The sequence below is a fragment of the Actinoplanes sp. GCM10030250 genome, from assembly GCF_042666575.1.
Classification (GTDB): Bacteria; Actinomycetota; Actinomycetes; order Mycobacteriales; family Micromonosporaceae; genus Actinoplanes.
Map to the genome: position 1 here is coordinate 84,976 of NZ_JBHTDO010000002.1, position 24,391 is coordinate 109,366.

The 24,391-nt window shown below is 69.5% G+C and carries 24 protein-coding genes; 10 read left to right on the forward strand and 14 right to left on the reverse strand.

The annotated features are described in order from the left end of the window. Nucleotides 1-134: 134 nt before the first annotated feature. From ACFQV6_RS03515 to ACFQV6_RS03540, 6 genes are all read right to left on the reverse strand, one after another. On the reverse strand, nt 135-1,589 hold the full coding sequence (locus ACFQV6_RS03515) for a glutathionylspermidine synthase family protein (protein WP_378025843.1): 1,455 nt from the start codon (nt 1,587-1,589) through the stop codon (nt 135-137). An 11-nt stretch (nt 1,590-1,600) separates the two neighbouring features. Next, a complete protein-coding gene (locus tag ACFQV6_RS03520; protein WP_378025844.1) occupies nt 1,601-2,020 on the reverse strand; it encodes a hypothetical protein in 420 nt (139 codons plus the stop codon). Nucleotides 2,021-2,150: 130 nt separating this feature from the next. Further along, complete coding sequence (gene fabG / locus ACFQV6_RS03525) at nt 2,151-2,915, reverse strand: 3-oxoacyl-ACP reductase FabG (protein WP_378025845.1); 765 nt, start codon at nt 2,913-2,915, stop codon at nt 2,151-2,153. A gap of 50 nt (nt 2,916-2,965) precedes the next feature. Beyond that, nucleotides 2,966-4,612, reverse strand: a complete 1,647-nt coding sequence (locus ACFQV6_RS03530) for an alpha-amylase family protein (RefSeq protein WP_378025846.1) — start codon at nt 4,610-4,612, stop codon at nt 2,966-2,968. Further along, nucleotides 4,605-5,672 carry a hypothetical protein gene (locus ACFQV6_RS03535; RefSeq protein ID WP_378025847.1) on the reverse strand — a complete coding sequence of 356 codons (1,068 nt, stop codon included), beginning with the start codon at nt 5,670-5,672 and terminating at the stop codon, nt 4,605-4,607. Before ACFQV6_RS03535 ends, ACFQV6_RS03530 begins: the two co-directional genes overlap by 8 nt. Next, nucleotides 5,669-6,016: a PadR family transcriptional regulator gene (locus ACFQV6_RS03540; protein WP_378025848.1), complete on the reverse strand. Its 348-nt coding sequence runs from the start codon at nt 6,014-6,016 to the stop codon at nt 5,669-5,671. Before ACFQV6_RS03540 ends, ACFQV6_RS03535 begins: the two co-directional genes overlap by 4 nt. 100 nt (nt 6,017-6,116) lie before the next feature. Here ACFQV6_RS03540 and ACFQV6_RS03545 point away from each other — a divergent pair, with 100 nt between their 5' ends. After that, nucleotides 6,117-6,773 carry a DedA family protein gene (locus tag ACFQV6_RS03545; protein WP_378025849.1) on the forward strand — a complete coding sequence of 219 codons (657 nt, stop codon included), beginning with the start codon at nt 6,117-6,119 and terminating at the stop codon, nt 6,771-6,773. Between the two features lie 39 nt (nt 6,774-6,812). Here ACFQV6_RS03545 and ACFQV6_RS03550 read toward each other — a convergent pair whose 3' ends face one another. From ACFQV6_RS03550 to ACFQV6_RS03560, 3 genes are all read right to left on the reverse strand, one after another. Then, on the reverse strand, nt 6,813-8,015 hold the full coding sequence (locus tag ACFQV6_RS03550; protein ID WP_378025850.1) for a chitinase: 1,203 nt from the start codon (nt 8,013-8,015) through the stop codon (nt 6,813-6,815). Nucleotides 8,016-8,040: 25 nt separating this feature from the next. After that, on the reverse strand, nt 8,041-9,357 hold the full coding sequence (locus ACFQV6_RS03555) for a chitinase (protein ID WP_378025851.1): 1,317 nt from the start codon (nt 9,355-9,357) through the stop codon (nt 8,041-8,043). A 156-nt stretch (nt 9,358-9,513) separates the two neighbouring features. Next, a complete protein-coding gene (locus ACFQV6_RS03560) occupies nt 9,514-10,914 on the reverse strand; it encodes a carbohydrate-binding protein (protein WP_378025852.1) in 1,401 nt (466 codons plus the stop codon). 158 nt (nt 10,915-11,072) lie between these two features. Here ACFQV6_RS03560 and ACFQV6_RS03565 point away from each other — a divergent pair, with 158 nt between their 5' ends. Next, on the forward strand, nt 11,073-12,230 hold the full coding sequence (locus tag ACFQV6_RS03565; protein ID WP_378025853.1) for a glutamate--cysteine ligase: 1,158 nt from the start codon (nt 11,073-11,075) through the stop codon (nt 12,228-12,230). 443 nt (nt 12,231-12,673) lie between these two features. Further along, nucleotides 12,674-13,960, forward strand: a complete 1,287-nt coding sequence (locus ACFQV6_RS03570) for a polysaccharide deacetylase family protein (protein WP_378025854.1) — start codon at nt 12,674-12,676, stop codon at nt 13,958-13,960. A 7-nt stretch (nt 13,961-13,967) separates the two neighbouring features. Here ACFQV6_RS03570 and ACFQV6_RS03575 read toward each other — a convergent pair whose 3' ends face one another. Next, nucleotides 13,968-14,810 carry an Fpg/Nei family DNA glycosylase gene (locus tag ACFQV6_RS03575; protein ID WP_378025855.1) on the reverse strand — a complete coding sequence of 281 codons (843 nt, stop codon included), beginning with the start codon at nt 14,808-14,810 and terminating at the stop codon, nt 13,968-13,970. Between the two features lie 181 nt (nt 14,811-14,991). Here ACFQV6_RS03575 and ACFQV6_RS03580 point away from each other — a divergent pair, with 181 nt between their 5' ends. The 4 genes from ACFQV6_RS03580 (at nt 14,992) to rocD (ending at nt 18,663) form a co-directional block, all read left to right on the forward strand. Then, entirely contained in the window at nt 14,992-15,597 is a 606-nt protein-coding gene (locus ACFQV6_RS03580) for an ATP-dependent Clp protease proteolytic subunit (RefSeq protein ID WP_378025856.1), read from the forward strand. A 117-nt stretch (nt 15,598-15,714) separates the two neighbouring features. Then, nucleotides 15,715-16,299 carry a hypothetical protein gene (locus ACFQV6_RS03585; RefSeq protein WP_378025857.1) on the forward strand — a complete coding sequence of 195 codons (585 nt, stop codon included), beginning with the start codon at nt 15,715-15,717 and terminating at the stop codon, nt 16,297-16,299. 257 nt (nt 16,300-16,556) lie between these two features. Then, nucleotides 16,557-17,363 (forward strand): dimethylargininase, encoded by an 807-nt coding sequence (ddaH, locus tag ACFQV6_RS03590; RefSeq protein WP_378025858.1) that lies wholly within the window; start codon nt 16,557-16,559, stop codon nt 17,361-17,363. An 85-nt stretch (nt 17,364-17,448) separates the two neighbouring features. Beyond that, nucleotides 17,449-18,663, forward strand: coding sequence for an ornithine--oxo-acid transaminase (rocD, locus tag ACFQV6_RS03595; protein ID WP_378025859.1), 1,215 nt, complete (start codon nt 17,449-17,451; stop codon nt 18,661-18,663). A 216-nt stretch (nt 18,664-18,879) separates the two neighbouring features. Here the strand turns inward: rocD and ACFQV6_RS03600 are convergent, their stop codons facing one another. Then, nucleotides 18,880-20,028 carry an FHA domain-containing protein gene (locus tag ACFQV6_RS03600; RefSeq protein WP_378025860.1) on the reverse strand — a complete coding sequence of 383 codons (1,149 nt, stop codon included), beginning with the start codon at nt 20,026-20,028 and terminating at the stop codon, nt 18,880-18,882. A 202-nt stretch (nt 20,029-20,230) separates the two neighbouring features. Here ACFQV6_RS03600 and ACFQV6_RS03605 point away from each other — a divergent pair, with 202 nt between their 5' ends. Continuing rightward, nucleotides 20,231-21,043 carry a hypothetical protein gene (locus ACFQV6_RS03605; RefSeq protein ID WP_378025861.1) on the forward strand — a complete coding sequence of 271 codons (813 nt, stop codon included), beginning with the start codon at nt 20,231-20,233 and terminating at the stop codon, nt 21,041-21,043. A gap of 90 nt (nt 21,044-21,133) precedes the next feature. Here ACFQV6_RS03605 and ACFQV6_RS03610 read toward each other — a convergent pair whose 3' ends face one another. Both ACFQV6_RS03610 and ACFQV6_RS03615 read right to left on the reverse strand, forming a co-directional pair. Beyond that, nucleotides 21,134-22,189: a 1-acyl-sn-glycerol-3-phosphate acyltransferase gene (locus ACFQV6_RS03610; protein ID WP_378025862.1), complete on the reverse strand. Its 1,056-nt coding sequence runs from the start codon at nt 22,187-22,189 to the stop codon at nt 21,134-21,136. After that, a complete protein-coding gene (locus tag ACFQV6_RS03615) occupies nt 22,189-23,043 on the reverse strand; it encodes a patatin-like phospholipase family protein (protein ID WP_378025863.1) in 855 nt (284 codons plus the stop codon). The genes ACFQV6_RS03610 and ACFQV6_RS03615 overlap by 1 nt, the downstream gene beginning before the upstream one ends. A gap of 128 nt (nt 23,044-23,171) precedes the next feature. Here ACFQV6_RS03615 and ACFQV6_RS03620 point away from each other — a divergent pair, with 128 nt between their 5' ends. Together ACFQV6_RS03620 and trxA are read left to right on the forward strand one after the other, a co-directional pair. Continuing rightward, nucleotides 23,172-23,552: a MerR family transcriptional regulator gene (locus ACFQV6_RS03620; RefSeq protein ID WP_378025864.1), complete on the forward strand. Its 381-nt coding sequence runs from the start codon at nt 23,172-23,174 to the stop codon at nt 23,550-23,552. After that, nucleotides 23,534-23,881 (forward strand): thioredoxin, encoded by a 348-nt coding sequence (gene trxA, locus ACFQV6_RS03625; protein ID WP_378025865.1) that lies wholly within the window; start codon nt 23,534-23,536, stop codon nt 23,879-23,881. Before ACFQV6_RS03620 ends, trxA begins: the two co-directional genes overlap by 19 nt. 219 nt (nt 23,882-24,100) lie before the next feature. Here trxA and ACFQV6_RS03630 read toward each other — a convergent pair whose 3' ends face one another. Then, complete coding sequence (locus ACFQV6_RS03630) at nt 24,101-24,256, reverse strand: hypothetical protein (RefSeq protein ID WP_378025866.1); 156 nt, start codon at nt 24,254-24,256, stop codon at nt 24,101-24,103. Nucleotides 24,257-24,391 lie beyond the last annotated feature (135 nt).

Consider the following 24,391-nt stretch of genomic DNA (forward strand, 5'->3'; position numbering starts at 1 on the left):
AGCCAGCCGAGACCGACCGGCTGGGCGTGAGCGCTCCCTCAAGACCGCCGAGTCAGCAGTGGCAGCCAGCCGCACGCCGCGAGACGCCAACCGCAAGCCGAGGGCCGCGAGACGCAGGCCGCGAGGCAGGGCCGTCAGACGGAGCTGTCGATGGCGTGCGGGACGAAGTTGCAGGTATTGCCGGTGACCAGGCCCTCGGTGCCGACACCCTCGCGGATACCCATTCCGGCCGGCTCCCCGTCGATCAGCCAGGCGCCGATCACCGGGTGCAGCGTGCCCTCCAGGCCGTCGAAGGACGGTAGTTCGCAGAGCTCCTGCACGATGTAGCGGCCGTCCGCACCGTACTCCGACGGATTCGCCGTGATCGGGACACCGTCGCGGACCAGCGTGACCGAGCCACCCTCGCGACCCCAGACCGGCTTTTTCGCGTACGACGTGAGCTTCGCGGCGCCGGACGAGTCGGCGAAGTAGGCGGGTAGCAGGTACTTCCCGCGCTCGGGATCGTCACCGAAGAGCATCCACAGCACCGGCAGCAGTGCCTTGTTGCCGAGCAGCGCGGCCTTGTAGGGCGGCTCGATCCACACCGTGCCCCGTTTCTCCGGGTCGGCCATGTTGCGGAAGAAGGCCTTGCCGCCCTCCTCGTGCCAGAACCACTCCCACGGGTAGAGCATGAAGATCACATCGATCGGCTCGGCCTTGTGCTCCTGGCCGGGAGCGGGCACGAAGACGACCCGGTCGCCGGCCACGTCCCAGCCGATCTGGCTCATCGCGATCAGCTCGACCGGGTATCCGGCCTCCTCCGCCGTCGCCATCAGGTAGGCGACGTTCATCCGATCCTCTCCGGACGTCTCGCTTGTCTCGTACGCAAAAAAGATCTTGGGTTTTTCCGGAAGCCACGTCCGCGCCTCGCGCAACTTGCCGATGTTGCGCCGCCAAGCACCCGGATCGCCCGGCTCGCCCGGTGTCGCTTCCCAGCCCACCAGGCGCTCGTGGATGGAGTTCCACTGACGCCATTCGTGCTGGGTGACGCCGGTCTGGTCCATCCAGTGCCACTGGATGACGGCGGCCTCGACGAGCGAGGTCGGCGTCTGCGCGTTGAACTCGAGCAGCCGCGGAACGCTGCCGGCGCCGTTGTACCAGAGGTCGAAGCGGCCGTAGATGCTCGGTGAGAAGTCGGGCGTCTGCATCGGCAGACGCATGTCCGGATCTTTGTCGTAGTGCGTCCACGTGTCCGCGTCGCCGTCGAACCAGGTCCGGATGATCTGCTCGTGGGCGTATTCCGGTATGCCGATCCGGGCCAGGAAGCACGTCTCGTCGTTGCAGACCGAGCCGAAAAAGCCCTGCTTACGGCCTTCGACGGTGCGCCGCGGGCACTGGCGGACGATCCAGTCGCCGGCCTCCAGGCACATCGAGTGCAGCGTCGAGGTGGCGGTCTCCAGCTCCTCGATCTCGGCGGCGGTGAAGTCGTAGAACGGACCCTCCCGCCAGTACGACGTCATGGTGCCGTCCGGCAGCTCGGTGTCGTTGTACGTCAGGCCGAGGCTGAAGTTGGTGAGCTGCCAGCCGTCACGCACCGGCCCGTACGCCACACGCCGCACCGTCAGCCCCCGGACGAGCCGGACTTGCCGCGGGAACCGCCGCCGCTGCCACTGCCGCCCTTGCCCACGACGCTCGTCTTCACGGTGCCGTTGCTGATCTTGCCGCTGGACGGCAGGCCGAACTTCGAGCGCGAAGCCGCGTCGTTGTACGCGAACTTACTCCCGCCGGACGGCAGCCGGTGGCCGATCGGGTAACCGGACCGGTAGCCCGACGAGTGCCAGATGAAGAAGCCGCCACCGCCACCGCCGCCACCGTTGTCGTCGTCGCAGTAGTCCTCGTCGACGACAACGCCGTTCGCGTCGGCGCAGTAGAAACCCTCGTCGACATATTCGTCGTTGTCGCAGGCCGCCACACCTCCCGCGGCCAGCAGGAGGAACGTGCTGGTGAGCGACACGCTACGGGAACTCATGCGTCGGTTCATGATTTCTTTGTAACTCTTCTCAGCAAGTTGCCAGCATCAGTGAGCAATTTTCAACCTGGCATCGGGCCCGAGGCTGCCGGGCCGTTGTCCAGCACCGGCAAGCGAGGCCCTCGCCACGTTGAAGCAGGGCTCAGTCTTTGGGCCCACCGGCGACATAAATCACCTGTCCCGATACAAAGCCCGCCCCGTCACTGACCAGGAAGGCTACGGTGTTTGCCACGTCTTCGGGGCGTCCGGCCCGTCCTACGGGAATCTGGCCGATCGCGGCCTTCTCGAAATCGGTGAATTCCACCCCGACCCGGGCCGCGGTGGCCCGGGTCATGTCGGTGACGATGAAGCCGGGCGCGACCGCGTTGGCGGTGATGCCGAACTTGCCCAGCTCGATCGCCAGCGTCTTGGTGAAGCCCTGGACGCCGGCCTTGGCAGCCGCGTAGTTGGCCTGGCCCCGGTTGCCGAGCGCGGAGGTGCTGGACAGGCTCACGATCCGCCCGAAGCCCGCGTCGACCATGTGCTTCTGCACGGCCTTGCTGAAGAGGAAGGCGCCACGCAGGTGCACCGCCATGACGGTGTCCCAGTCGTCCTCGCTCATCTTGAAGAGCAGGTTGTCGCGAAGAACCCCGGCGTTGTTGACCAGGACCGTCGGCGGGCCCAGCTCGGTCACCACCCGCTCGACGGCCGCTGCCACCTGGGCCGGATCGGCCACGTCGGCGCCGATCGCGACAGCGGTGCCGCCCGCGTCGTGCACCGCTGTCACCGTGTTCGCGCAGGCACCCTCGTCGAGGTCGACGACCGCGACGGCCAGCCCGTCGGCGGCGAGCTTCATGGCGATCGCCTCACCGATGCCGCGGGCGGCACCGGTCACGATGGCCACCCTGCTGGGTGCGGACTGCGACATTGCGGCCTCCGATAGTGATCTTCGCTACTGATGGCCGATGCTATCCCCGCTCAGGCGGTTCTGCGCATCCGGATCCACCGGTACCCGTATCCCTCGACGCGGATCTTGTCGAGCTTGCCCGGTTCCGGGTACTCCTGGTCGGCCAGGACGTCGTTCGGGAACTCCGTCTCACCGGCCAGGCTGCTGAGGTCGACCTCACCACCGTCGGGACCCAGGTTGTGCACGAAGACCATGCTCCCGGTGGTGTCGTCGGCCCGGTGCACCAGCATCGTGCGCCCCGCGGGCACGTCTACGTGGGTGCAGCTCCCGCTGCCGATCTCCGGCGCCTCCTTCAGGGTCCGGATCATCCGCTCGAACCAGGAGAGCAGCGAACTCGGGTCGTGCCGCTGCTGGGTGGCGTTGAGGGTCTCGTAGCCGAATTCACCGCCGGAGATGACCGGCCGGCCCAGCGAACCCGGCTCAGCGGCCGAGAACCCGCCGTTGGGCAGCATGTTCCACTGCATCGGGGTACGGATCGCGTCGCGGCCCTTGAGCGACAGGTCGTCACCCATGCCGATCTCCTCGCCGTACCGCAGCACCGGGGTACCACGCAGGCTGAACTGCAGCGAGTAGGCGAGCTCCAGCCGCCGCCGGTCGTTGCCCAGCATCGGCGCGAGCCGGCGGCGGATGCCCCGGCCGTAGAGCTGCATGTCCTCGTCCGGCCCGAACTTGGCGAAGACGTCCTCGCGCTGTTCGGCGGTGAGCCGGGACAGGTCGATCTCGTCGTGGTTGCGCAGGAACGTGGCCCACTGCCCGCCCGAGGGCAGCTTCGGCGAGTCACGCAGCGCGTCGATGATCGGCTCCGGGTCCTCCCGGGCCAGGCCGAGGATCACCCGCGCGTTCAGCATGAAGTCGAACAGCATGTGGATGCGGTTGCTGGAGCCGCCCTCGTCACCGAAGAACTTGAGCAGCTCGTCGGGCTCCACGTTGGCCTCGGCCAGCAGGACCGCGTCACCCTTGCGCCACTGGACGTGCTGCCGCAGCTCGGTCAGGAAGCCGAGGTCCTTCGGCGAGTTCGCGTTGCCCGGCTCGGTCTGCTCGATGATGAACGGCACCGCGTCCATCCGGAACCCGGAGACACCGAGCTGCAGCCAGAACGAGCAGATTTTCTTGATCTCCTCGCGGACCAGCGGGTTGTTGATGTTGAGGTCCGGCTGGAACTTGTAGAACCGGTGGTAATACCAGAGCTTGGCGGTCCGGTCGTAGGTCCAGGTCTCGGCCTGTTCACCCGGGAAGACCATGCCCTGGTTGCGGTCGGCGGGCTCGCTCTCGCTCCAGACGAACCAGTCACGGTACGGAGAATCCGGCGACGACCGCGCGGACTGGAACCACGGGTGCTGGTCGGACGTGTGGTTGACCACCAGGTCGATGATCACCTTTATGCCCCGGTTGGACGCCTGGTGCAGCAGCTCGGCGAAGTCGCCGAGGTTACCGAACCGAGGGTCCACGTTGTAGAAGTCCGAAACGTCGTAGCCGTCGTCCCGGCCCGGGGACGGGTGGATCGGGTTCAGCCAGAGGCAGTTCACGCCGAGCCGGGACAAATAGTCGAGCCGCCCGATCAGTCCCTGGATGTCCCCGACACCATCACCGTTCGAGTCGGCGAAGGAATCGATGTCGAGACAATAGACGACGGCTTTCGAATACCACCGGTCACTCATACGCCCTTACATGTCCCCGCCTGCGGACCACGAAACGTTCGCCGGCCACCAGCACGACCAGCCCGCCCGTGAAGAACAGGACCGGTGTCCCGATCAGAACGATCGCCTGGCTCGTCACGATCCCCGGCGTGATGTCGACGGCGAGGGCGAGCCGCATCAGATCCCACGAGTACAGAAAGACGGCCGGGACCGCGAGGATCGTGGTCAGCAGGACCGCCACCCGATTGCGGACCGCGGGCCGGGCTGCCGTGACCGCGGCGACCAGCAGCGCCATCGGCACCCAGAACCGCACCACGTCGGCGTTGAGCGGATCGGGAAACCGCACCGTGCCGGCGTGGACGACCAGCGAGCCCACGATCATGACCGCGATCCCGGCAGCCAGGAAGCGAGTGCCCCGGCGGCCCACGACCTCCCGCACCGGGCGCGCCGGACGAGCCGCCACGAGGACCGCGAGGATCAGCAGGGCGACCGTGGGAGCCCAGGTCAGCCGGAGCGACTGCCACGGCGCCAGCTCCCACCACCAGAGCACCGCGCCGGCCTCGACCACGACCGCGGCGGCGGCCAGCCCCGCAGCGGTCCGGCGCAGGCCCGCCAGGAGCGCGGCGGAGACCGCGATCCAGGCGAGCGCACGCAGCCCCGGATCGAGCAGCAGGAGCCCGTCCACACCGTGCGCCCGCATCCGCTCGCCGGACTCGAGGACCATCCGCAGGCCGCCGGCGAACCGCCCGGCGGCGATCCCCGCCAGAACCAGGGCGGCGACCAGCCCGGTCACGGCGGCGGCGTCGCGCCACCCCGAACCCCGGCGGCTCTGCGGCGACCGGCCGAACCGGGCCGTGAGACCCGCACGCAACAGGTCCAGCACCTCGGCCGGAGCCGGAAAGCGCCGGCCCGGCTCGGCATCCGCCATCAGCACGCCGATCATCTCCTCCTCGTAGTCGGCCCGGTGGCCGGCCGGATAGACCCGCAGCAGCCTGCGATAACGCGTCTCCAGGGTGGTCACGCCGAGCCTGCCTGCCGCACGCCCTCCCGGCGCCTGCCTCACTGCCGTCCAGTCGGTCATGCGGGGGCTCCTCCGATCTCGGGGCGGCGCGCCCGCAGGCGGCGCTCGGCGATGGTGGCCTGCTGGCGCAGCCGGGCGGTCTCGGTGGCAAGGCTCCGCTCGCCGGCCGCGGTGAGCCGGTAATAGCGCCGCAGCCGGGACTGCACGATCTCCTCGCGGTCCACCTCGATCAGGCCCTCGGCGCGCAGCCGGTCGAGGGCGGCGTAGAGCGTGCCGGCTCGCAGGCGGACCCGCCCGCCTGTCATGGCGGTCACATCCTCGATCACGGCATAGCCGTGCCGGGGCTCCTCAGCCAGCGCGGTGAGCACCAGGAAGGTCGGCTCCCGCATGGGTGCGTCGGTCATGGCGGAAGCATATACCGATGGCAGGTATATACAAGCCCCGGTTCGTAGGCTTGGCGGTGGGTAACCCTTGACCACTGACCTAACCCCAGGAGGACGGCACATGGCCGAAGGCGATCTCTCGAACCTCGGTGGACTGACCGGCTGGGTCGCGTCAGTCATCGAGTCGCTCGGTGAGGTGGGCGTCGGCCTGCTGGTGGCCCTGGAAAACCTGATCCCGCCGATCCCGAGCGAGATCGTCCTCTCGATGGCGGGTTACCTGGCCAGCGAGGGCAAGGTCAACCTGGTGCTCGTCTGGTTCACCGCGACGCTCGGCGCGCTGATCGGTGCGCTGCTGCTCTACTGGCTGGGCCGTGGCCTCGGCGAGGAGCGGCTGCGCCGCTGGCTGGACAAAGTCCCCCTGGTCGACCTGGACGACCTGAACAAGGCGGACCGCTGGTTCGAAAAACACGAGAAATCGGCGGTGCTCTTCGGCCGCTGCATGCCGGTGGTGCGCAGCCTCGTCTCGATCCCGGCCGGCGCGAACCACATGCCGCTGGGCCTGTTCGCACTCTGCACCGCCATCGGCAGCGGCGCCTGGAACGCGCTCTTCGTGGGTGGCGGTTACGCCCTTGGCTCCCGCTGGCACAACCTGGAGCAGTACGCGAACTGGTTCGACTACGCGATGTGGGCGTTCTTCATCGTGGTGATCGGCCAGTGGGTGATCAAGAAGACGCGCCAACGCCGACGCGCGGCCGCCCGGGTGGACGACCGCGCGTAAGCGGTTGGCTCAGAGCCGGTTGGCTCGGAGCCGGTCATCTCAGAAGCCGGCGCTCACCTTCGTGAAGGCCCAGTCGGCCTGCGCGATGCCGGAGCAGTTGCTGACCACGCCACCACCGGCGCAGCCGCGGTCCCGGTTGACCGCCCAGAAGGCGAAGCGGGCCAGGCCCTTGCTCTTCGCGTAGTCCCGGATCCGGGTCCAGGTCTCGACCGAGGTCAGCTCCTGCTGGTCGGAGAGACCGTTCATGCCGGAGATGCCGATCTTGGCGTAGGCCTGGGCGTCGGTCCAGCCGAAGGTCGACTTCAGTACGTTCTTCAGGCCCTCGGTGGCGCCGACGTTCGCCGCGTACATGTCGGCACCGCCGCTGAAGTCGAACGGCATCTGGGTGAAGACGTCGATGTTCGCGTTCTTCGCCTTGGCCTGCTGGATCAGCCGGACGCCGTGCGCGTTCGGGCCGGTCGTCGTGGTGCCGAAGGTGAGGATGGTCTTCACGCCCGGGTTGCGCTGCTTGACGATCTTCAGCGCGTCGACGATCCGGTCGGCCACCACGTAGTTCTCGAACTCGTCGGTGTTCTCGATGTCGATGTCGATCGCCTTGAGCTGGAAGGTGTCGATCACCTTCTGGTACGCGCCGGCGAGCGCCTCGGGGGTCGAGCAGTTCGGGCCGAGCTTGTTACCGCTCCAGCCGCCGATCGACGGGACCACGTCGGCCCCGGCCGCCCGGATCGCCGCGATGGTGCTGGCGTGCGCGCCGCCGGTGAGGCCGGACGCACCGTCCCACGCCGGGTTGCAGCCGTTGCTGGCCAGCACGAACGCGATGGTGAACGCCTTGATGCCGGTCGCGTTGACGACGGTGGCCGGCGCCGGCGGGTTACCCCAGCCGGGGTAGATGTACGGCGCTGCCGCCATCTTGGTGCCGGTCGGCGGCGGTGTCGTGGGCGGCGGTGTCGTCGGGCCGGTGGGCGGCGGCGTGGTCGGGTTGGTACCGCCGCACACGCCGTTGTCGATCCAGACGGCCCACTGGCTGCTGTTGGCCGCCGGCGACTCGTTCTGGGTCCACCACTTGGCGGTGTAGTTGTGGCCGCTCTGCGAGGCCACGTTGTCCTTGACGTAGACCGTGGACGCGCTCCACGCCGGCGCACACGCGGCGGCGGCGCTGGAGCTGGCCATCGGGAGGATCGCGGCGGCGGTGCCCGCTGTCGCGATCGCCGCCACGACGGCGATCTTCCTGCTCAGTTTCACGGGGACTCCAGGGATTTCAGGGGTGTCAGGGGAGGGTGGCGAGGTGCGGGTCGACCGTGTTGGCCCAGCCGTTGCCGTTCGTCACGTCCCAGTTGATCGACCAGGTCATCGCGCCGCGGATCCCCGGGTAGGTGGCCGGCGGCTTGAAGGAGCCGCAGTTGGTGCCCTTGGCCAGGCAGTCGAGTGCGGCGTTGACCACTGACGGGGCGACATAGCCGCCACCGGCCGCACGGGTGCTCGACGGCAGGCCCAGCGCGACCTGGTCCGGGCGCAGGCCGTTCTGCAGCGGGATGCAGGCCAGCGCGGTCAGGAAGTTGACGTTGCCCTGGCCGTACGCGGCGTTGTTGTCGCAGCCGAGCATCGCGCCGGAGTTGTAGTACTGGGTGAAGACGACGGTCAGGATGTCCTTGATGTCGAGCGCGAGCTTGAAGTACGAGGACTGCGGGTTCTGCATGTCGATGGTCTGCGGTGCCATCGTGATGATCAGGCCGCTGCCGGCCTTGGCCCGCAGGCTGCGCAGCGCGCTCGCCATGTAGGTCGGGTTGAGTCCGTTCTCCAGGTCGATGTCGACACCGTCGAAGCCGTACGTCTGCATCAGCCGGTGGACCGAGTCGGCGAAGGCGGTGGCCGCGACCGGGCTGTTGACGGCGACCGTGCCCTTCTCGCCGCCGACCGAGATGATCACCTTCTTGCCGCGCGAGTGCAGCGTGGCGATGTCCGCCTTGAACTGCGCGTCGGTGTAACCGCCGACCGCCGTGGCCAGGCCCGGGTCGAGGTTGAAGGTGACCGCGCCGGCGGTGGTGGTGGCGTCCGCGAAGGCGACAGCGATCAGGTCGTAGGTGGCCGGAGTCGCGGCGAGCTTGAGCGGGGCGGCGCCGTTGTCGAAGTTCTGCCAGTACCCGGTGAGGAAGTGCTTCGGCAGCTGCCCGTTGCTGGGCGGAGTCGTCGGCGGCGTGGTGGGCGGAGTCGTGGTGGGCGGTGTGGTGGTGGGCGGTGTGGTGGTGGGCGGTGTGGTGGTGGGCGGTGTGGTGGTGGGCGGCGTCGTCGTGGGCGGGGTGGTGGGCGGGGTGGTGGGCGGGGTGCCGCCGTCACAGACACCGTTGTCGGCCCAGACGTCCCACTGGCCGCTGCGGACGGCGGGCGACTCGTTCTGCGTCCACCACTTGGCCGTGTAGTTGTGGCCGTTCTGCGAGGCCACGTTGCCCTTCACGTACACGGCGGCCGAGCTCCACGCGCCCGCGCACGCCGTGGCCGCCGACGCGTTCCCCGCGAAGTAGGTCGCCGCACCTCCGGCGACCAGCGCCGTGACCGTAGCGAGGATTACCGATCTGGAGCGCTTCATCGCCGTCCTTCCATGCACACCCGGTGAGATGTATCAATCTTTAGGACTGTTAACAGTCAAAGTAAAGAGGACGGACCTTAAACTTCCTTAAATGACAAATGGGCCGTAGTCGCTGGTCAGCGACTACGGCCCATCAGTTTCGGTCGATAAAAATGATTACCGGCGGAACTGGATCCAGTTCACGTTGGCGAAGTCGGCCGGCTGGCCACTGCTGAAGGTGAGGAAGACGGTGTGACGGCCGGTGACGTTCGAGACGTTGCCGGGGATCGACTGCCAGTTCTGCCAGCCACCGGTGCCGCCGAACGCGAAGCTGCCGATCGGCGCGTTGGACCGGCTGTCGATACGGACCTCGACCAGGCCGCTGACGCCACTGCCCGCGCCCGAGGCCACCCGGGCCACGAAGTCACGCACCCCGCCGTTGCCGAAGTCGACGTTGTTGAACTGCAGCCAGTCGCCGTTGGCGATGTAGCCGACGTCCTGACCACCCTCGGAGCAGCTCTCCACCTGCACGGCCGACGCCGAGTTGTAGGACTCCGCCTCGATCCGCGCGTACGCGTCCCGCACCGAGCCGGAGGGCGGCGTGGTGGTGGGCGGCGTCGTCGGGTTGGTCGGGTTGGTGCCCCCGGACGACTGCCAGACGGCCACGTAGTCCACCAGCATCGGAACACCGGACTGGGTCTGCGCGGTCGGCCCGCCACCGAACGCGGCCGGGAACCCGCCGCCCATCGCCACGTTGAGGATGACGAAGAACCCGCGCTTGGTCGCGTTGTTCCAGGTTGTGGCGTCGACAGCGGTCGAGGGCAGGGTCCAGTAGTTGACACCGTCGAGGTACCAGCGCATCTGCTCGGGTGAGGTGCTGCGGTCATACTCCACCGCGTAGGTGTGGAAGCTGTTCAGGCAGCCGTTGCAGGCCCGCTCACCGCTGGTCAGGCCGGTGGTCTCGTTGCACGGCCCGCCGGGGTTGCTGCCACAGTGCAGCGCGGCGAAGACGCTGGGCCGGCCGTTGACGTTCTCCATGATGTCCCACTCGCCGATGCTCGGCCAGTTGGTCGCGCCCACCGGCCGGGCCGCGTCGCCGAGGGCCCAGAACGCGGGCCAGTACCCGGCGGCCGCCGCCCCGGAGACGTTGGGCTGCTGGATCCGGGCCTCGATGCGCACCTTGCCACCGGACGGTGCGGCGAAGTTGGTCCGCTGGGTCTCGATCCGGCCGGAGGTCCAGCGGCCGCCGGAGTCCCGGATCGGCTTGATCGCCAGGTTGCCGCCGCCGTCGTGGTAGACGTTCGCTGTCGAGTCGGTCATCGTCTCGACCTCGCCGGTACCCCAGTTGGACGCACCTCCGGGATAACCGGTGCCGGTGGAGTAGAGCCAATTCGACCGGTTCACCCCGGTGCCGGCCGCACCGGTGAAGTCGTCGCTGAACACCAGGGACATGCCGGAGGGCGGCGGGGGAACCGCGGCTTCGGCGCTGGCCACGATGCTGACGGACGCACCGACCGTGAGCATCGCGGCAGCTACGGCGAACAATCGCCGGGCCGCTCTGCGGGGGATTCTGTTCATCGGGACACGCCTTTCGGGGGACGAGGGCGAGCCGTGAGAGCGCTCTCACAAAGTTTCACGCTTGTTTCACATCTCTGTCAATATGGACGGCTCCCGATCGGCACGGACTGGCCCCACCCACGGTTTCCGGAGAAAAATCTTCGGGTACACCAGCGGCCATGGAGACCGTCACCGAGGGCACCGAGCTCCCCGCCGAAATCGCCGCCGAGGCCGAACGACACGACCTCATGACCCTCGGCATCGAGGAGGAGTACCTGCTGGTCGACGCCACGGAGCCACGCGCCGTGGAAGCCGTCGACGCGGTCTTCGCCGAGTTGCCCGACGATCTTCGCCCCAGCGTTCAGCAGGAGTACTACCGCAGCCAGATCGAGGTGGCCAGCCCGCCGCGGCTCGAACTCGGCGAGCTGCACGACGCGATGCGGACGCTGCGCTCCGGACTTGCGGCGGCGACCGAGCGGGCCGGGGCCCGGCTGATCGCTGTCGGCACCGGCCCGGCGGCCGGACCCAACCTGCGGATCGTCGACAAACCCCGGTACCACCAGATGCGGGAGCGCTTCGGCGACCTCTCCCCCGGCCAGGGCATGTGCGGCACGCACGTGCACGTCAGCATTCCGGACCCGGAAACCGGCGTGCAGGTGCTCAACCACCTGCGGCCGTGGCTCCCGGTGCTTCAGGCGGCCGCGGCCAACTCACCGCTCTACGGCGGCCGGGACACCGGTTACGCCAGCTGGCGCTCGATGCTGTGGGAGCGCTGGCCCACCGTGGGCCCGACGCCGTACCTGCAGTCGCACGAGCACTACCTGACGCTCATCTCCGATCTGGAGGCGAGCGGGGCGATGCTCGACGAGGGAATGCTCTACTGGTACGCCCGGCTCTCCGCCAGCTATCCCACGGTGGAGATCAGGATGGGTGACGTCACACCCACTCTCGACGACGCGATGCTGCTCGCGGCGCTGGCCCGGGGACTCGTCGCCACCCTGGTGCGCGAGGTGCGCGCCGGCGTCGAGGCGCCGGACGTCCCGTCCCCGCTGCTCAGGGCGGCACACTGGCGGGCCGCGCACGACGGCCTCGAGGGCGTCAACATCGACATGGCGACCCGGGAGCCCCGCCCGGCCTGGCGGCTGATGCGGCAGCTCTTCGACTACGTGCGCCCGGAGCTGGAGCGGCACGGCGACCTGGAGACGGCCACCCTCCTGATGGGGCGGCTGCGGTCGAACGGCACCGGGGCGGCTCGGCAGCGCGCGATTCTCGCCGCCGGCGAGCCGGTCGACGCGGTCGTGGACTGGCTGGCCCGCACGACGCGCGGCGAGGAATGACGCCCGGTCGCACCGTGGGAGCGTTTCCAAAATCTAAAACACAGATGTACGTCAATGCGCTATGAGGATTCGGAGAGCGGATTCTCAGAAAGCACTCAGCGAGGACACCCGCATTGAGCAGCTAATATGTCTCTGAGTAATGCGGCGGTGACCAAATCGGTATCGCGCTGGATCTTGTAGCACGGTACTCATGACGGATGCCGCCGCAGACCTCGACTTCACCGACGCCGACGTCCGGCGTGGAAACACCGGCGGGCGGGCGGCACCGGCGGGCGGAATCACTCGCCGAAGTGGTGCGGGAACAGCCCGCGATTCCTCGCCAGCTGAGGCCACGAGTCTCTTTCACCGACGTGACCGCGGGACGTCACCACGCGACGCCGGAGACGCCTCGGTCCGCCCGGCACCGCGCTGACGCGTACGCATCGAACGGCTCTTCCCGCGCCGTGACCGCCTCTTCCCGCGCCGCCGGTTCTTCCCGTGCCGCCATCGCCTCTTTCGGTGCTGCCACGTCGAGCACGTTTTCCCGCGCCGCCACCCGCGCTGCGCGTGGCACCCGGCCGCGGCACTCCCGGCAGGCGGACGCACCGGCCCGGTCGAGGTCGCAGCGCACCCTCACCGGCGCGCACCGCTCGCCCGGCACGCTGCCGGTGGAAGCCTGGCTCGACGCCGCGAAAAGCCGGCCGCAGATCCTGCTCGGCACGCTTGTCGCCGCCGGCCTGCTGCTCACCGCGGTGCCGATCCAGCAGCCCGGCGGCGAGACCGTCAGCGTGATGAACGCCGCGGCGCAGGCGGTGGCCGCTCGGATGACGAGCGAGCAGCCGCAGCAGAAGAAGGAGCGCAAGGCCGAGGAGGAGGCGCCCGTCGCGGCCCGGCCGGCCACCCAGACCACGGCGCCGCCGGCACCGGAGGCCGCACCGACCACAGCGCCGGATCGTGGCGAGGACAGCCCGGTGCAGCAGGTGCGGGTGCCCAAGGGCGACGGGCCGTTCAACTCGCTGCGCACCACCGGCTCCCAGGTCGTCTCGCTGACCTTCGACGACGGCCCGGACCCGGAGCAGACCCCGAAGATCCTGGCGATGCTCGACAAGTATCAGATCAAGGCGGTGTTCTGCCTCGTCGGCACGCAGGCGAAGGCGCACCCCGACCTGGTCCGCCAGATCGTCAACTCCGGGCACGTCCTGTGCAACCACACCTGGAGCCACGACCTGGCGATCGGCAAGAAGAAGGCGGACCGCATCCGCGCTGATCTGGATCGGACAAACGCGGCGATCCGCGAGGCCGTTCCGGATGCCGAGATCCCGTTCTTCCGCGCACCCGGCGGCAACTTCACCGACCGCCTGGTCAAGGTCGCGTACGGGGACGAGATGACCTCGCTGTACTGGGAGGTCGACCCGCGCGACTGGGAGCACACCGAGGGCGAGACCCCGGCGGACCACGTCAAGCGGATCGTGTCGCTGGTGAAGAAGGAGACCCGTCCAGGCTCCATCGTGCTCTCACACGACTTCAACCAGCCCACCACGATCGAGGCGTACGAGAAACTGCTCCCCTGGTTCGTCGACAACTTCAAGATCGGCCTGCCCGGCGACACGGCTCAGCCGGCACCCAGCACGCCGGTCACCACCGCACCGACCCCGGCACCGAGCACCACACCGGAGACACCCGCCCCCACGCCGACGGTGACACCCACCGAGGCACCGGCCGCCGGCGTCACACCCTCACCGGGCGCCTGACCGGCCGTCAGGGCTTTCGGGGGCGTTTGGGCGGGCGGGTGACGGCGGGCTGGCAGGCCGGGCACCAGTAGAGGTTGCGCCCGGCCATCGGGCCGCGGGCGACCTCGGTGCCGCAGACCAGGCACGGCTGACCGGGGCGGCGGTAGACGTACACCTCACCGCCGTGCCGGTCCACCCGCGGTGCCCGGCGCATCGCCTCGGGGGTGTGCCGGGTGTGCACGGTGTCGATCCGGCCGCGGGCGACACCCTCCTTCATCAGGGCCCGCAGATCCTCCCAGACCGCCGTCCAGACCGCCGGATCCACCGTGTTGCCCGGCGTCTCCGGTGACAGCCCGGCGCGGAACAGCACCTCGTTGGCGTAGATCAGGCCACAACCGGCCACGATGGACTGGTCAAGCAGCAGGGCGAAGAGCGGCTTCGTGCTGGCACGGACCCGGCCGTACGCGGGCGCGGGATCCGCGTCGTCGCGCAGCGGGTCGGCGCCGAGCCGGTCACGCAGGGCGTCCACCGCGCCGGGGTCCAGCACCTCGCACGCGGTCGGCCCGCGCAGATCGAGCCAGTGATCCGAACCGGTCAGCCGCATGCGGATCTGCCCGACCGGATCCGGCACCGGCAGCTCGCCGTCGGTGAACTTGCCGTACAGGCCGAGATGGACGTGGACGACACGGCCGCCCTCGTAGTGGTGCAACAGATGCTTGCCGTACGCCTCGGTGTCGCGCAGCACGCGCCCGTCGATGAGCGCCGCACCAGCGGTGAAACGCCCCTGCGGGCTGCTCGCCGACACCCGGCGCCCGGCGAAAAGCTCGCGGTGACGCATCGCGAGGCGGTGAATCGTATGTCCCTCCGGCACGCCGACCAAGGTAGCCGCCGCTCGTCGCCGCGCCGATCGGGCGTGATCGAAGCCACTTCCCGGTGTCGTTCGCCGCCATTCTGCCATCAGCGGATTCGCCCTGAGGGGAATCACTGGGCTCCGGCGGTCACCCTGGGGGAGGGTGTGAGACGTGGAACAGCGGATGCGAGAGGGTGGGCTCATGACCATTGACACGACCATGCGCGGTGGCGGCGGGTCCTTCGACGACCAGGTGTTCGAGCGCCTGCTGCGGGAGCGCATCATCTTCCTCGGCAGCGAGGTCAACGACGAGGTGACCAACCGGATCTGCGCCCAGATGCTCCTGCTCGCCTCCGAGGACTCCGAGCGCGACATCGCTCTCTACATCAACTCGCCCGGCGGCTCGATCAGCGCCGGCATGGCGGTGTACGACACCATGCAGTACATCAAGAACGACGTGGCCACGATCGCGATGGGCATGGCCGCCTCGATGGGACAGTTCCTGCTCTGCGCCGGCACCGCCGGCAAGCGGTACGCGCTGCCCCACGCCCGGGTGATGATGCACCAGCTCTCCGGCGGCATCGGCGGCACCGCCGCGGACATCGCCATCCAGGCCGAGAGCATGCTGCACATCAAGCACGTGATGAACGAGCGGATCGCCTTCCACAGCGGGCACACCGCTGAGGAGATCGAGCGCGACTCGGACCGGGACCGCTGGTTCACCGCCGAGCAGGCGAAGGACTACGGCCTGGTCGACCACGTCATCCGGCAGGCGTCCGACGTGCACACCGGTGCGCCGCTGCGCTGACGGCAGATCAACACCAGGGGGTACGCGTCCGCGTGCCCCCTGTGTCATTTCCGGTGTCATTTCCGGGCAGTACGGGTATAGGAGCGTCAACCCCGTATCTGTCAAGGAGGTGCTGACGTGAGGATCCCTACGTTCTCCCGCCAGACCACGGCCGATAGCACGGACGACGAGCGCACCACGGCGGTTGCGACGCGACGTGACGAACGGCCGGCGGTCAGCCCGCGCCGGGACGACGCCACCACGGCGACCATTCCGGCAGCCCGTACCGAGACCGAGCGCGCCGCGACCGTGACCGCCGACCGGCCCGTGACCGCCGACCGGCCGGTCATGGAGCGGCACGGCGGCCGTTCCGCGGTGCCGGCGCCCATCGCCGGCCCGAAGGCCCGATCCAGCTTCATCGCGACGCTGGGCCTGATCCTCTCGGTCGCCGGCGCCATGCTGGTGCTCTCCGGCCCCCTGCTGGGTTACGGCATGGGCGTCGCCGGACTGGCCCTGGTGCTGTCCGCCGCCGGCCTGTTCTCGACCCGCAAGCGGCACATCGCGGGCAAGACCGAGGCCATGATCGGCATGCTCCTGTCGATCGCCGCCCTGGTCGTCGGCGTGCTCGCGCTGACCGGTCAGCTCAACTGGCTGGGCACCGACGTGCAGCCGGTAAACAATCTTCGTGAGTGGCTCGACGCACAGTTTGCGACCCGCTTCTGACGGGTACCAGACGACTACCGCAAGCGATGCGCTGGCGGGGAATACCTCGGAACCGGGACGACTCGGCGGTCGGCCCGCCCCGAACACCTCCGGCGGTTCGCTGGAGACAGCAAAAGCGGCGTGGAGTGGCGGTTCGCCACTCCCACGCCGCTTGCGCAATGAATCACCGCGGCGTTCGGTGATCACGCAACGATCCACCATGCGACGCATGAATGATCCAGGGCGTTCGTCGGTGGTTGCCGCCTAGCGTTTCCTGCATGACGTTTCCCGCAGCGCCGCGCAGATACCTCATGTGCCGGCCCACCCATTTCGCCGTCACGTACCGGATCAACCCGTGGATGGATCCCGCGGCGCCGTACGACAGCGCGCTGGCGATCAGCCAGTGGGAGAACCTGCGGCAGACCTTCCTCGGCCTCGGCCACACCGTCGACCTGATCGACCCGCTCCCCGGGCTGCCCGACATGGTCTTCGCCGCGAACGGCGCCACCGTGGTCGACGGCCGGGTGCTGGGCGTGCAGTTCCGCGACGCCGAGCGGGCCGACGAGGCACCGGCCTACGCCGCCTGGTTCCGGGAGCGCGGTTTCGACGTGCACGCGCCCAAACACACCAACGAGGGCGAGGGCGACATCCTGCTCGCCGGTGACGTCCTGCTGGCCGGCACCGGGTTCCGCACCGCGCACGCCTCCCACGCCGAGACGCAGGAGGTGCTCCAGCGGCCGGTGATCACCCTTCAGCTGGTCGATCCCGCCTACTACCACCTGGACACCGCGCTCTGCGTGCTCGACGACGTCACCATCGCCTACCTGCCGCAGGCCTTCTCACCGGGTTCGCAATCCGTGCTCCGGCAGCTCTTCCCGAATGCGATCATCGCAACGCCGGAGGATGCGGCCGTTCTCGGCCTCAACGCCGTCAGCGACGGTCGTACCGTGGTACTTCCCGAGCAGGCCGTGCAGCTGACCGAGGCGCTGCGCTCCGCCGGCTACCAGACCATCGGGGTCGACCTGTCCGAGCTGCGCAAAGCCGGCGGAGGGCCCAAGTGCTGCACGTTGGAGGTTCGGCCATGACCGCCTGCACCGAGCGGCACCCAGCCGCACCGATCTACGGCCTCGCAGGCGAGGGCCAGAAGGGCATGGCAATGGAGGCACAGGCATGACCACGGTTGAGTTTCGTACGCCGGAGGCGCTGGCCGAGGCCGAGCGCTGGACCGCGCACAACTACCACCCCCTGCCCGTTGTCGTCGCCGAGGCCGACGGCGCCTGGGTCACCGACGTCGACGGCCGCCGCTACCTGGACTTTCTCGCCGGTTACTCGGCGCTGAACTTCGGGCACCGCCACCCCGGGCTGATCGCCGCCGCGCACGCCCAGCTGGACCGGGTCACGCTGACCAGCCGCGCGTTCGTGCACGACCAGTTCGCTGTGTTCTGCCGGGGCCTGGCGGAGCTCTGCGGCAAAGACCTGGTGCTGCCGATGAACACCGGGGCCGAGGCGGTGGAGACCGCGATCAAGGTCGCCCGCAAGTGGGGCTACCAGGTCAAGGGCGTCGCCGACGAGCAGGCCGAGATCATCGTCGCGGACGGCAACTTCCACGGGCGTACGACGACGATCGTCAGCTTCTCCACCGATCCGGAGGCACGGGCCGACTTCGGGCCGTACACGCCGGGCTTCGTGGTGGTGCCCTACGGCGATCTGGCGGCCGTCCGCGCGGCGATCACCCCGAACACGGTGGCCGTCCTGATGGAGCCCATCCAGGGCGAGGCCGGCGTGCTCGTGCCGCCCGCCGGGTTCTTCGGTGGCCTCCGCGAGCTCTGCACCGAGCAGAACGTGCTGATGATCGCCGACGAGATCCAGTCCGGGCTGGGCCGGACCGGCCGCACCTTCGCGATCGAGCACGAGGGTGTCGTACCGGACATGTATGTTCTCGGCAAGGCACTCGGCGGGGGCATCGTCCCGGTCTCCGCGGTCGCCGCCGACCGCGACATCCTGGGTGTGCTGCGGCCCGGTGAGCACGGCTCCACGTTCGGCGGCAACCCGCTGGCCTGCGCGGTCGGCGCCGAGGTGGTCCGGCTGCTCGCCACCGGCGAGTTCCAGGAGCGCTCGGCCCGGCTCGGTGCGCGGCTGCACGCCGGTCTGGAGGCGCTGATCGGCAAGGGCGTGATCGCGGTGCGCGGTCGCGGGCTCTGGGCGGGCGTCGACATCGATCCGGCCCTGATGACCGGGCGTCAGGCGTGCGAGCGCCTCGCCGGCCTGGGCGTGCTGGCGAAGGACACCCACGGCTCGACGATCCGGCTGGCGCCGCCGCTCGTCGTCACCGAGGCCGACCTGGACCACGCTCTGGCCCAGTTCGCCGCGGTCCTGGCGAGCTGAGACGAACAGTCCGCCGCGGCCCCGGCGAGACAGTTCGCCGCGGTCCTGGCGAGCTGAGACGAACAGTTCGCCGCGGCCCCGGCGAGACAGTTCGCCGCGGTCCTGGCGAGCTGAGACGAAAGCGCCACCGCCGGGACCTTCGAGAACTCGGCGGTGGCGCTTCAACTATCCAAAAATGAAAAGCTGTGTTCCGTACGATCAAAGCTGTTCTGGGTTTCAGCGACCCACTGGCCGGAAGGCCATCGTCGGCGCCTCGCCCATCACCGACTCGGGTTGGACGTTGCCGCCTGTCGCCCAGAGTGCGGACCGCCCGACGTTGACCCCGGCGTAAAGCTCGACCACGTCGTCCGCACCGAGGACCCGGCTCTCATCACGCTTGAGGGTGATCCGCGCCTCGTCGTCGGCGGAGTTGCCGGGGCGGATGCCGCTGCCGTTCGTGCTGATGTCCTGGACGGTGATCTCGCCGCCACGCAGTATGAACTGCACATGCCCGCGGCTGATCCACTTGCGGGCGTCGTCGGTCAGCCACTGCCCCAGCATGATCCCGGAACCACCCTCGGGGGCACGGCCGACCACGACCGGCTTCTCCTCCGAGACCGCGAACCGCTGGCGGATCACGCCGTCGATGCGCACCGAGAGGACCTCGGTCGCCGGGCGCGCGCCCACGTCCCGCAGCCGTTCACCGTGCCGCGGACAGGTCGGTGCGCCGGCCCGCAACATCGGCGGAGGCTGCGCGACCGGGCTGGCGTAGGTACGCATGTCGGCGAACGGACTGTCCGGGTCGCCGCCGCTGCCGTAACTGGTGCAGTTCGGCGCGGGACAGCTCCACACCCGGGCGAGCAGACGCTCACCCAGTGGCGACCGGGGCACCGGAGGCGCCGCCTCGCCGCGGCCGACCCTGGCCACCAGCGCCGGGCCGCCCTGGTTCGACACCAGCGCCAGCAGCCGGCCCGGCTCGGTCACCCACGGACGGCGGTCCCGGAAGTGATCCTCCCGGTCCCGGGTGAGCACCGGCAGGCCGAGCAGCTCGGCCACCTCGAGCACCCGGTCGTCGAGCTGCGGAACCACCTCGATCTTGCCGTCGTCGGCCCAGCGCCGGACCACCATGCGCTCGTTCGAGGTGAGGTCGGTGTCCGAGATGAGGCCGCGTGGAGCGACCGCGTAAACCGGGACGTTCTCCTCGGCCACGTACCGGCCGAGAGCGTCCACCAGTAGGCCGAGCCGCACCAGACTGGCCGGGCGGCCGCCGTCGAGGTCGGCGTAACGAACCACCTCGGACAGATCGACGACACCCCGTGCCAGAGCCGGGTCGGTGGTGAGCCGGGCCTCGATGGCATCGAGGACCTTGCTGACCTCGAATCTCACGAGTCCTCCCCCTTAGCTGCGCGTTCCACACATCATGCCCCGCCCATGATCGTCCCCAAAACCGGGCCGCCGGGTAGTGTCCGTTCGGCCCTGCCTGTCCGTTTACCGTGTGTCGCTTGTCCGTTTGCCGTGCGCGGCTATCGGGAACGTTCGCCACCGACCGGCGCCACCCCCGACCGCCGGCACTGCAGGAGGACTGACAATGCGGACACCACGGCTTGCCGGACTCGGCCTGGCGGCGGCGACAGCCGCCCTCGCGGTGACCGGCTGCGCTGACAACGGCACCGCCGGGCCCTCCACCTCCGCTTCCGCCACCGCCTCGGCCCCGGCTTCGGCACCTGTCGCCCCCGTGCCGTCCGGTTCGGCCTCGGCGGACCCGGCGGCGGTGTCGGCGCTCTCCGACGCGGCGGCCAAGCTCGGCACCGACAGCTTCAAGATGACCGTCACGGCGGGCGCCGGCTTCCGGCTGACCACGATGATCGACGCACCGGGCAGCAAGGGCACCGCCGAGCTGACCGCCGAGGGCACCAACACCAAGCTCACCGTGAAGTCCCTGCTGATCGGCGAGGACCTGTACGCGCAGATCCCCGGCATCACCAAGGACAACACCTGGACCCACCTGGACATGACCCGGCTGCCCGAGGGCGCGAACGTCGGCCTGCGCCCCGGCCGCATCGACCCGGTCGACACCGGCAAGCTGATCAGCTCGACCACCGACGTGCACTCCACCGGCGCCGGCAGCTACGCCGGAACCGTCGACCTCACCAAGGCGACCGGTATCGCCGGCCTCGACCGGGTGACCATCGAGGGGTACGGACCGGCGGCCCAGCGGGTGCCGTTCACGGCCGGCCTGGACGCGCAGGGCCGTCTGTCGGTGCTCACGCTGCAGCTGCCGCAGGCCACGACGCTCGAGGCGCTCTACACCGACTACGGGACCACGGTGACCGCCGAGCGCCCGCCGGCCGCCCAGATCGTCGAGGCTCCGGAGGACGTCTACCGCGCCCTCGGCAGCTGACACCCCCGGCTGACCGTTCCCGACTGATATTCCCCGGCTGGCTTCCAGTGCTCTCTCACCCGCGGTGAGGCAGCACTGGGAGCCAGCTGGCTATGGGGTAGTGGGTGGCTTCGACCGGGGCGTCCACAGTGGTCGCGGCTCGGGGCTCTGCTCGTCGATCCAGGCGTCGATGCGGGCCCACCAGTCGTAGAGCCAGTCGATGCGCTCCTGCTCCCCGGCCGGCACCTCCTCCGGGGGCACGCTCCAGAACCGCATGACCAGCCGCTTGTCCATCGGCAGCTCACGCCAGACGTCGGAGACGGTCATCATGCGGTCCAGGCCGGTGTGCGCCACGAAGATGACGCCGGCGTCCGGTGACGCCTCGATCGCGGCGAGCAGGCCGCCGGGCTTCGGCGGCAGCAGGTTGCGCAGGCCCTCGGCCCGGGTAGCCATGTCGTGCAGGCCGCGGGCCCGCAACCGGGCGATGGCGCTGGTCCGGCGCCGGGGCGTGAAGTTGCCGCCCTCCGGGAAGATCACGAAGGCGTCGTTGTGGTCCAGCCCGGTGGCCAGCTCACCGATCTGGTCCTCCAGCGTGGCCGTCCTGGTGCGGCCCGGCGAGATGAACCGGTTGGGCAGGCGGTTGAGCAGCACGTCGACGGCCGGATCCCACTGCAGGGCGGCCTTCAGTACGATCCGCGGCTCCCTGGCGAACCAGTTGACCAGGGCGTGGATGAGCGTGAACGAGTCACCGGGACCGGCGTGCCGGCTGACCACGATCTCCGGGCGGCCCGGCTGGGCCGTGTCCGGGTCGGTGCCGACCACGTCGATCTCCAGGTGCAGGGACCAGCGGGCGAACCAGAACAGCACGCTGAGGAACCGCCCGGTGAGCACGTAGTGCGCCCGCTGGAAGCCGGGGCTCCGGATCCACCGGCCGAAGCCGGCGGCGACCCAGAGACCGGCGAGCAGGACCAGCGCCACCGCGTCCCAGATCAGGTAGGCGATGAGCAGGAACACCACCCGGGGCACCCGCAGCCGGCCCGGCACCAGCGGTGAGACGGCGAGCGCGAGCAGGAGCCAGATCGGCAGGGTGGTGAGCAGCACGAACGCGAGCACCACGACGGTGGGTGCGATCACCAGGCGGCGTACCCAGATCGGCGGCAGGCTCATCAGCGGCCGCCCGGCTCCGGCAGCGGGTTCACATTGGCCGCGAGGTAGCGGCGGGACGCGGTGTAGGCGCGGCTGATCCGGCGGCCGACGGCTGCCATGTCACGGTAGGCCCACGGCGAGTCGTCCCGTCCCTCGCCGCCACCGGCCGGAAGCACATGCACCCGTACATCGTCGGGCAGCGAGGCAAGCTCCCGGGCGAACCGGTGCCGCCGGGCGATCTCGAACGCCACCTGGGCCACCTCCCACGGGCGCCGTGGAACGGTGAGCGGGCGCTCCACCCGGCCGACCTGGAGCACGAAGATCATCTTTGCCCCGACCCGGACCGCCTCGCCGATCGGGATCGAGTTCACGATGCCGCCGTCCACATAGTGCTCACCGCTGATCTCCATCGGTGGCAGCAGACCCGGCACCGCCGACGAGGCGAGCACCGCGTCGATGAGCGACCCGCTGTCGAACCAGTGCTCGGCTGCTCGCTCGATGCTCGCCGCACAGCACCGGAACGGGATCTTCAGGTCGGCGAACGAAACACCCTCGCCCAGCTCGCTCTCCAGCAGGCGGCGCAACGGCCGCGGCGAGTGCAGATGGGTACGCGCGGCGAACCGGCGCATCTGACGGCCGATCGAGTCGCCGTAGACCGTTGCCGCCTCGGGTGACGTCCAGAGCCGGACCAGCCGGTCGGTGACCGCCTCGGAGGGGTCGGAGGCGACCAGGGCGCCGTTCACCGCGCCGATCGACGTGCCGACCACCACATCCGGCCGGAACCCGGCCCGGAAGAGGGCCCGCAGCATCCCGACCTCGACGGCACCCAGGACACCGCCGCCACCCAGCACGAACGCGACCGGACCGTCGACCATGAACCCATCCTCCCACGATCTTGCGCACAACCCGGTGCCACGAGGCCGCGGGCTGGTCTTGCCAGGAGTCAACCTTGCGGGAACGCGGGTCTTGCTTTGACGCCGGTGTCAAGGCATACCGTCGGCTCATGCTTATCGGAGAGCTGGCCGAGCGGGCCGGCACCAGCCCCCGCACGCTGCGCTACTACGAGGAGCACGGGCTGATCCGCCCGCGCCGCGACGCCAACGGATACCGCCAGTACGACGACGCCGAACTGCGCGTGGTCCACGAGATCCGGGCACTGCTCGCCGACGGGTTCGGCGTCGACGACATCAAGCCGTTCGTCGCCTGCCTGCGAGCCGGCAACAGCGCGGGTCACGTGTGCCCCGACTCGGTTGCGGTGCTGCGCCGGCGGATGGCCGAGGTGGACGACTACCTCAGCCGGCTCACCGACGTGCGGCAGCGGTTGCAGGAGCAGCTGAGCCAAGCGATCGAACACCGGGAGACCCGATGCCTGCTGAATCCCTGATCACCGTCACCGACGCCACCTTCGCGGAGGTGGTGCTCGCCTCCCGTACGCCGGTCCTCGTCGATTTCTGGGCCGAGTGGTGCCCGCCGTGCCGCCCGATGGCACGGGTCCTCGCCGAGCTCGCCGACGAGTTCCGGGATCAGGTGCTGATCACGACACTGGACGTCGACGCGAACCCGGAGACCACCCGCCGGTACCGGGTGATCTCCATGCCGACCCTGCTGGTCTTCACCGGCGGTGTGGTCACCACGTCCCTAGTCGGCGCCCGCCCCAAGTCGGTGCTGCGCGGCACCTTGACCGCCGCGACCACGCCCTACGCCAACATCTAGTCGAGGCCGACATCTAGCGCCTGTTTCGGAATGGGGGTCGGAGCGAGGCGAGGTCCAGGTGTCGTCTGGGTGTGCGGCGCGGGCGCCCAGATACCGGGGTTGTATCTGGGTGTGCGGCGCGGGCGCCCAGATACCGGGGTTGTATCTGGGTGTTCGCGCCGTGCGGCCAGACGGCGGCTGGGCCTCTCCGCAGCCCGGCCATCCATTCCGAAACAGGCGCTAGTCGAGCTCGGGCATGGCCACCGGCTGTGGTCGCGGGCGGCACGTCCCGCACTGCACCGCGTCCTCGACGACCAGCGCCTCGCTCCGGTTCCGCTCGACCGACCGGCTGACCTCCAGCAGGAACGGCCCGAAGCGCGCGTGCTCTGCACACACACCCCGGCCGCAGAACCGGCACGTGCCACGTGCCCCCTCGGCGCAGAACCAGCACAGCATCGCGACCTCCCTCTCTACGGAGGCGGCGACCGCCGGCGAAGTGCTGTCCCCAAGATGGCCCCCTTGAGGAACACG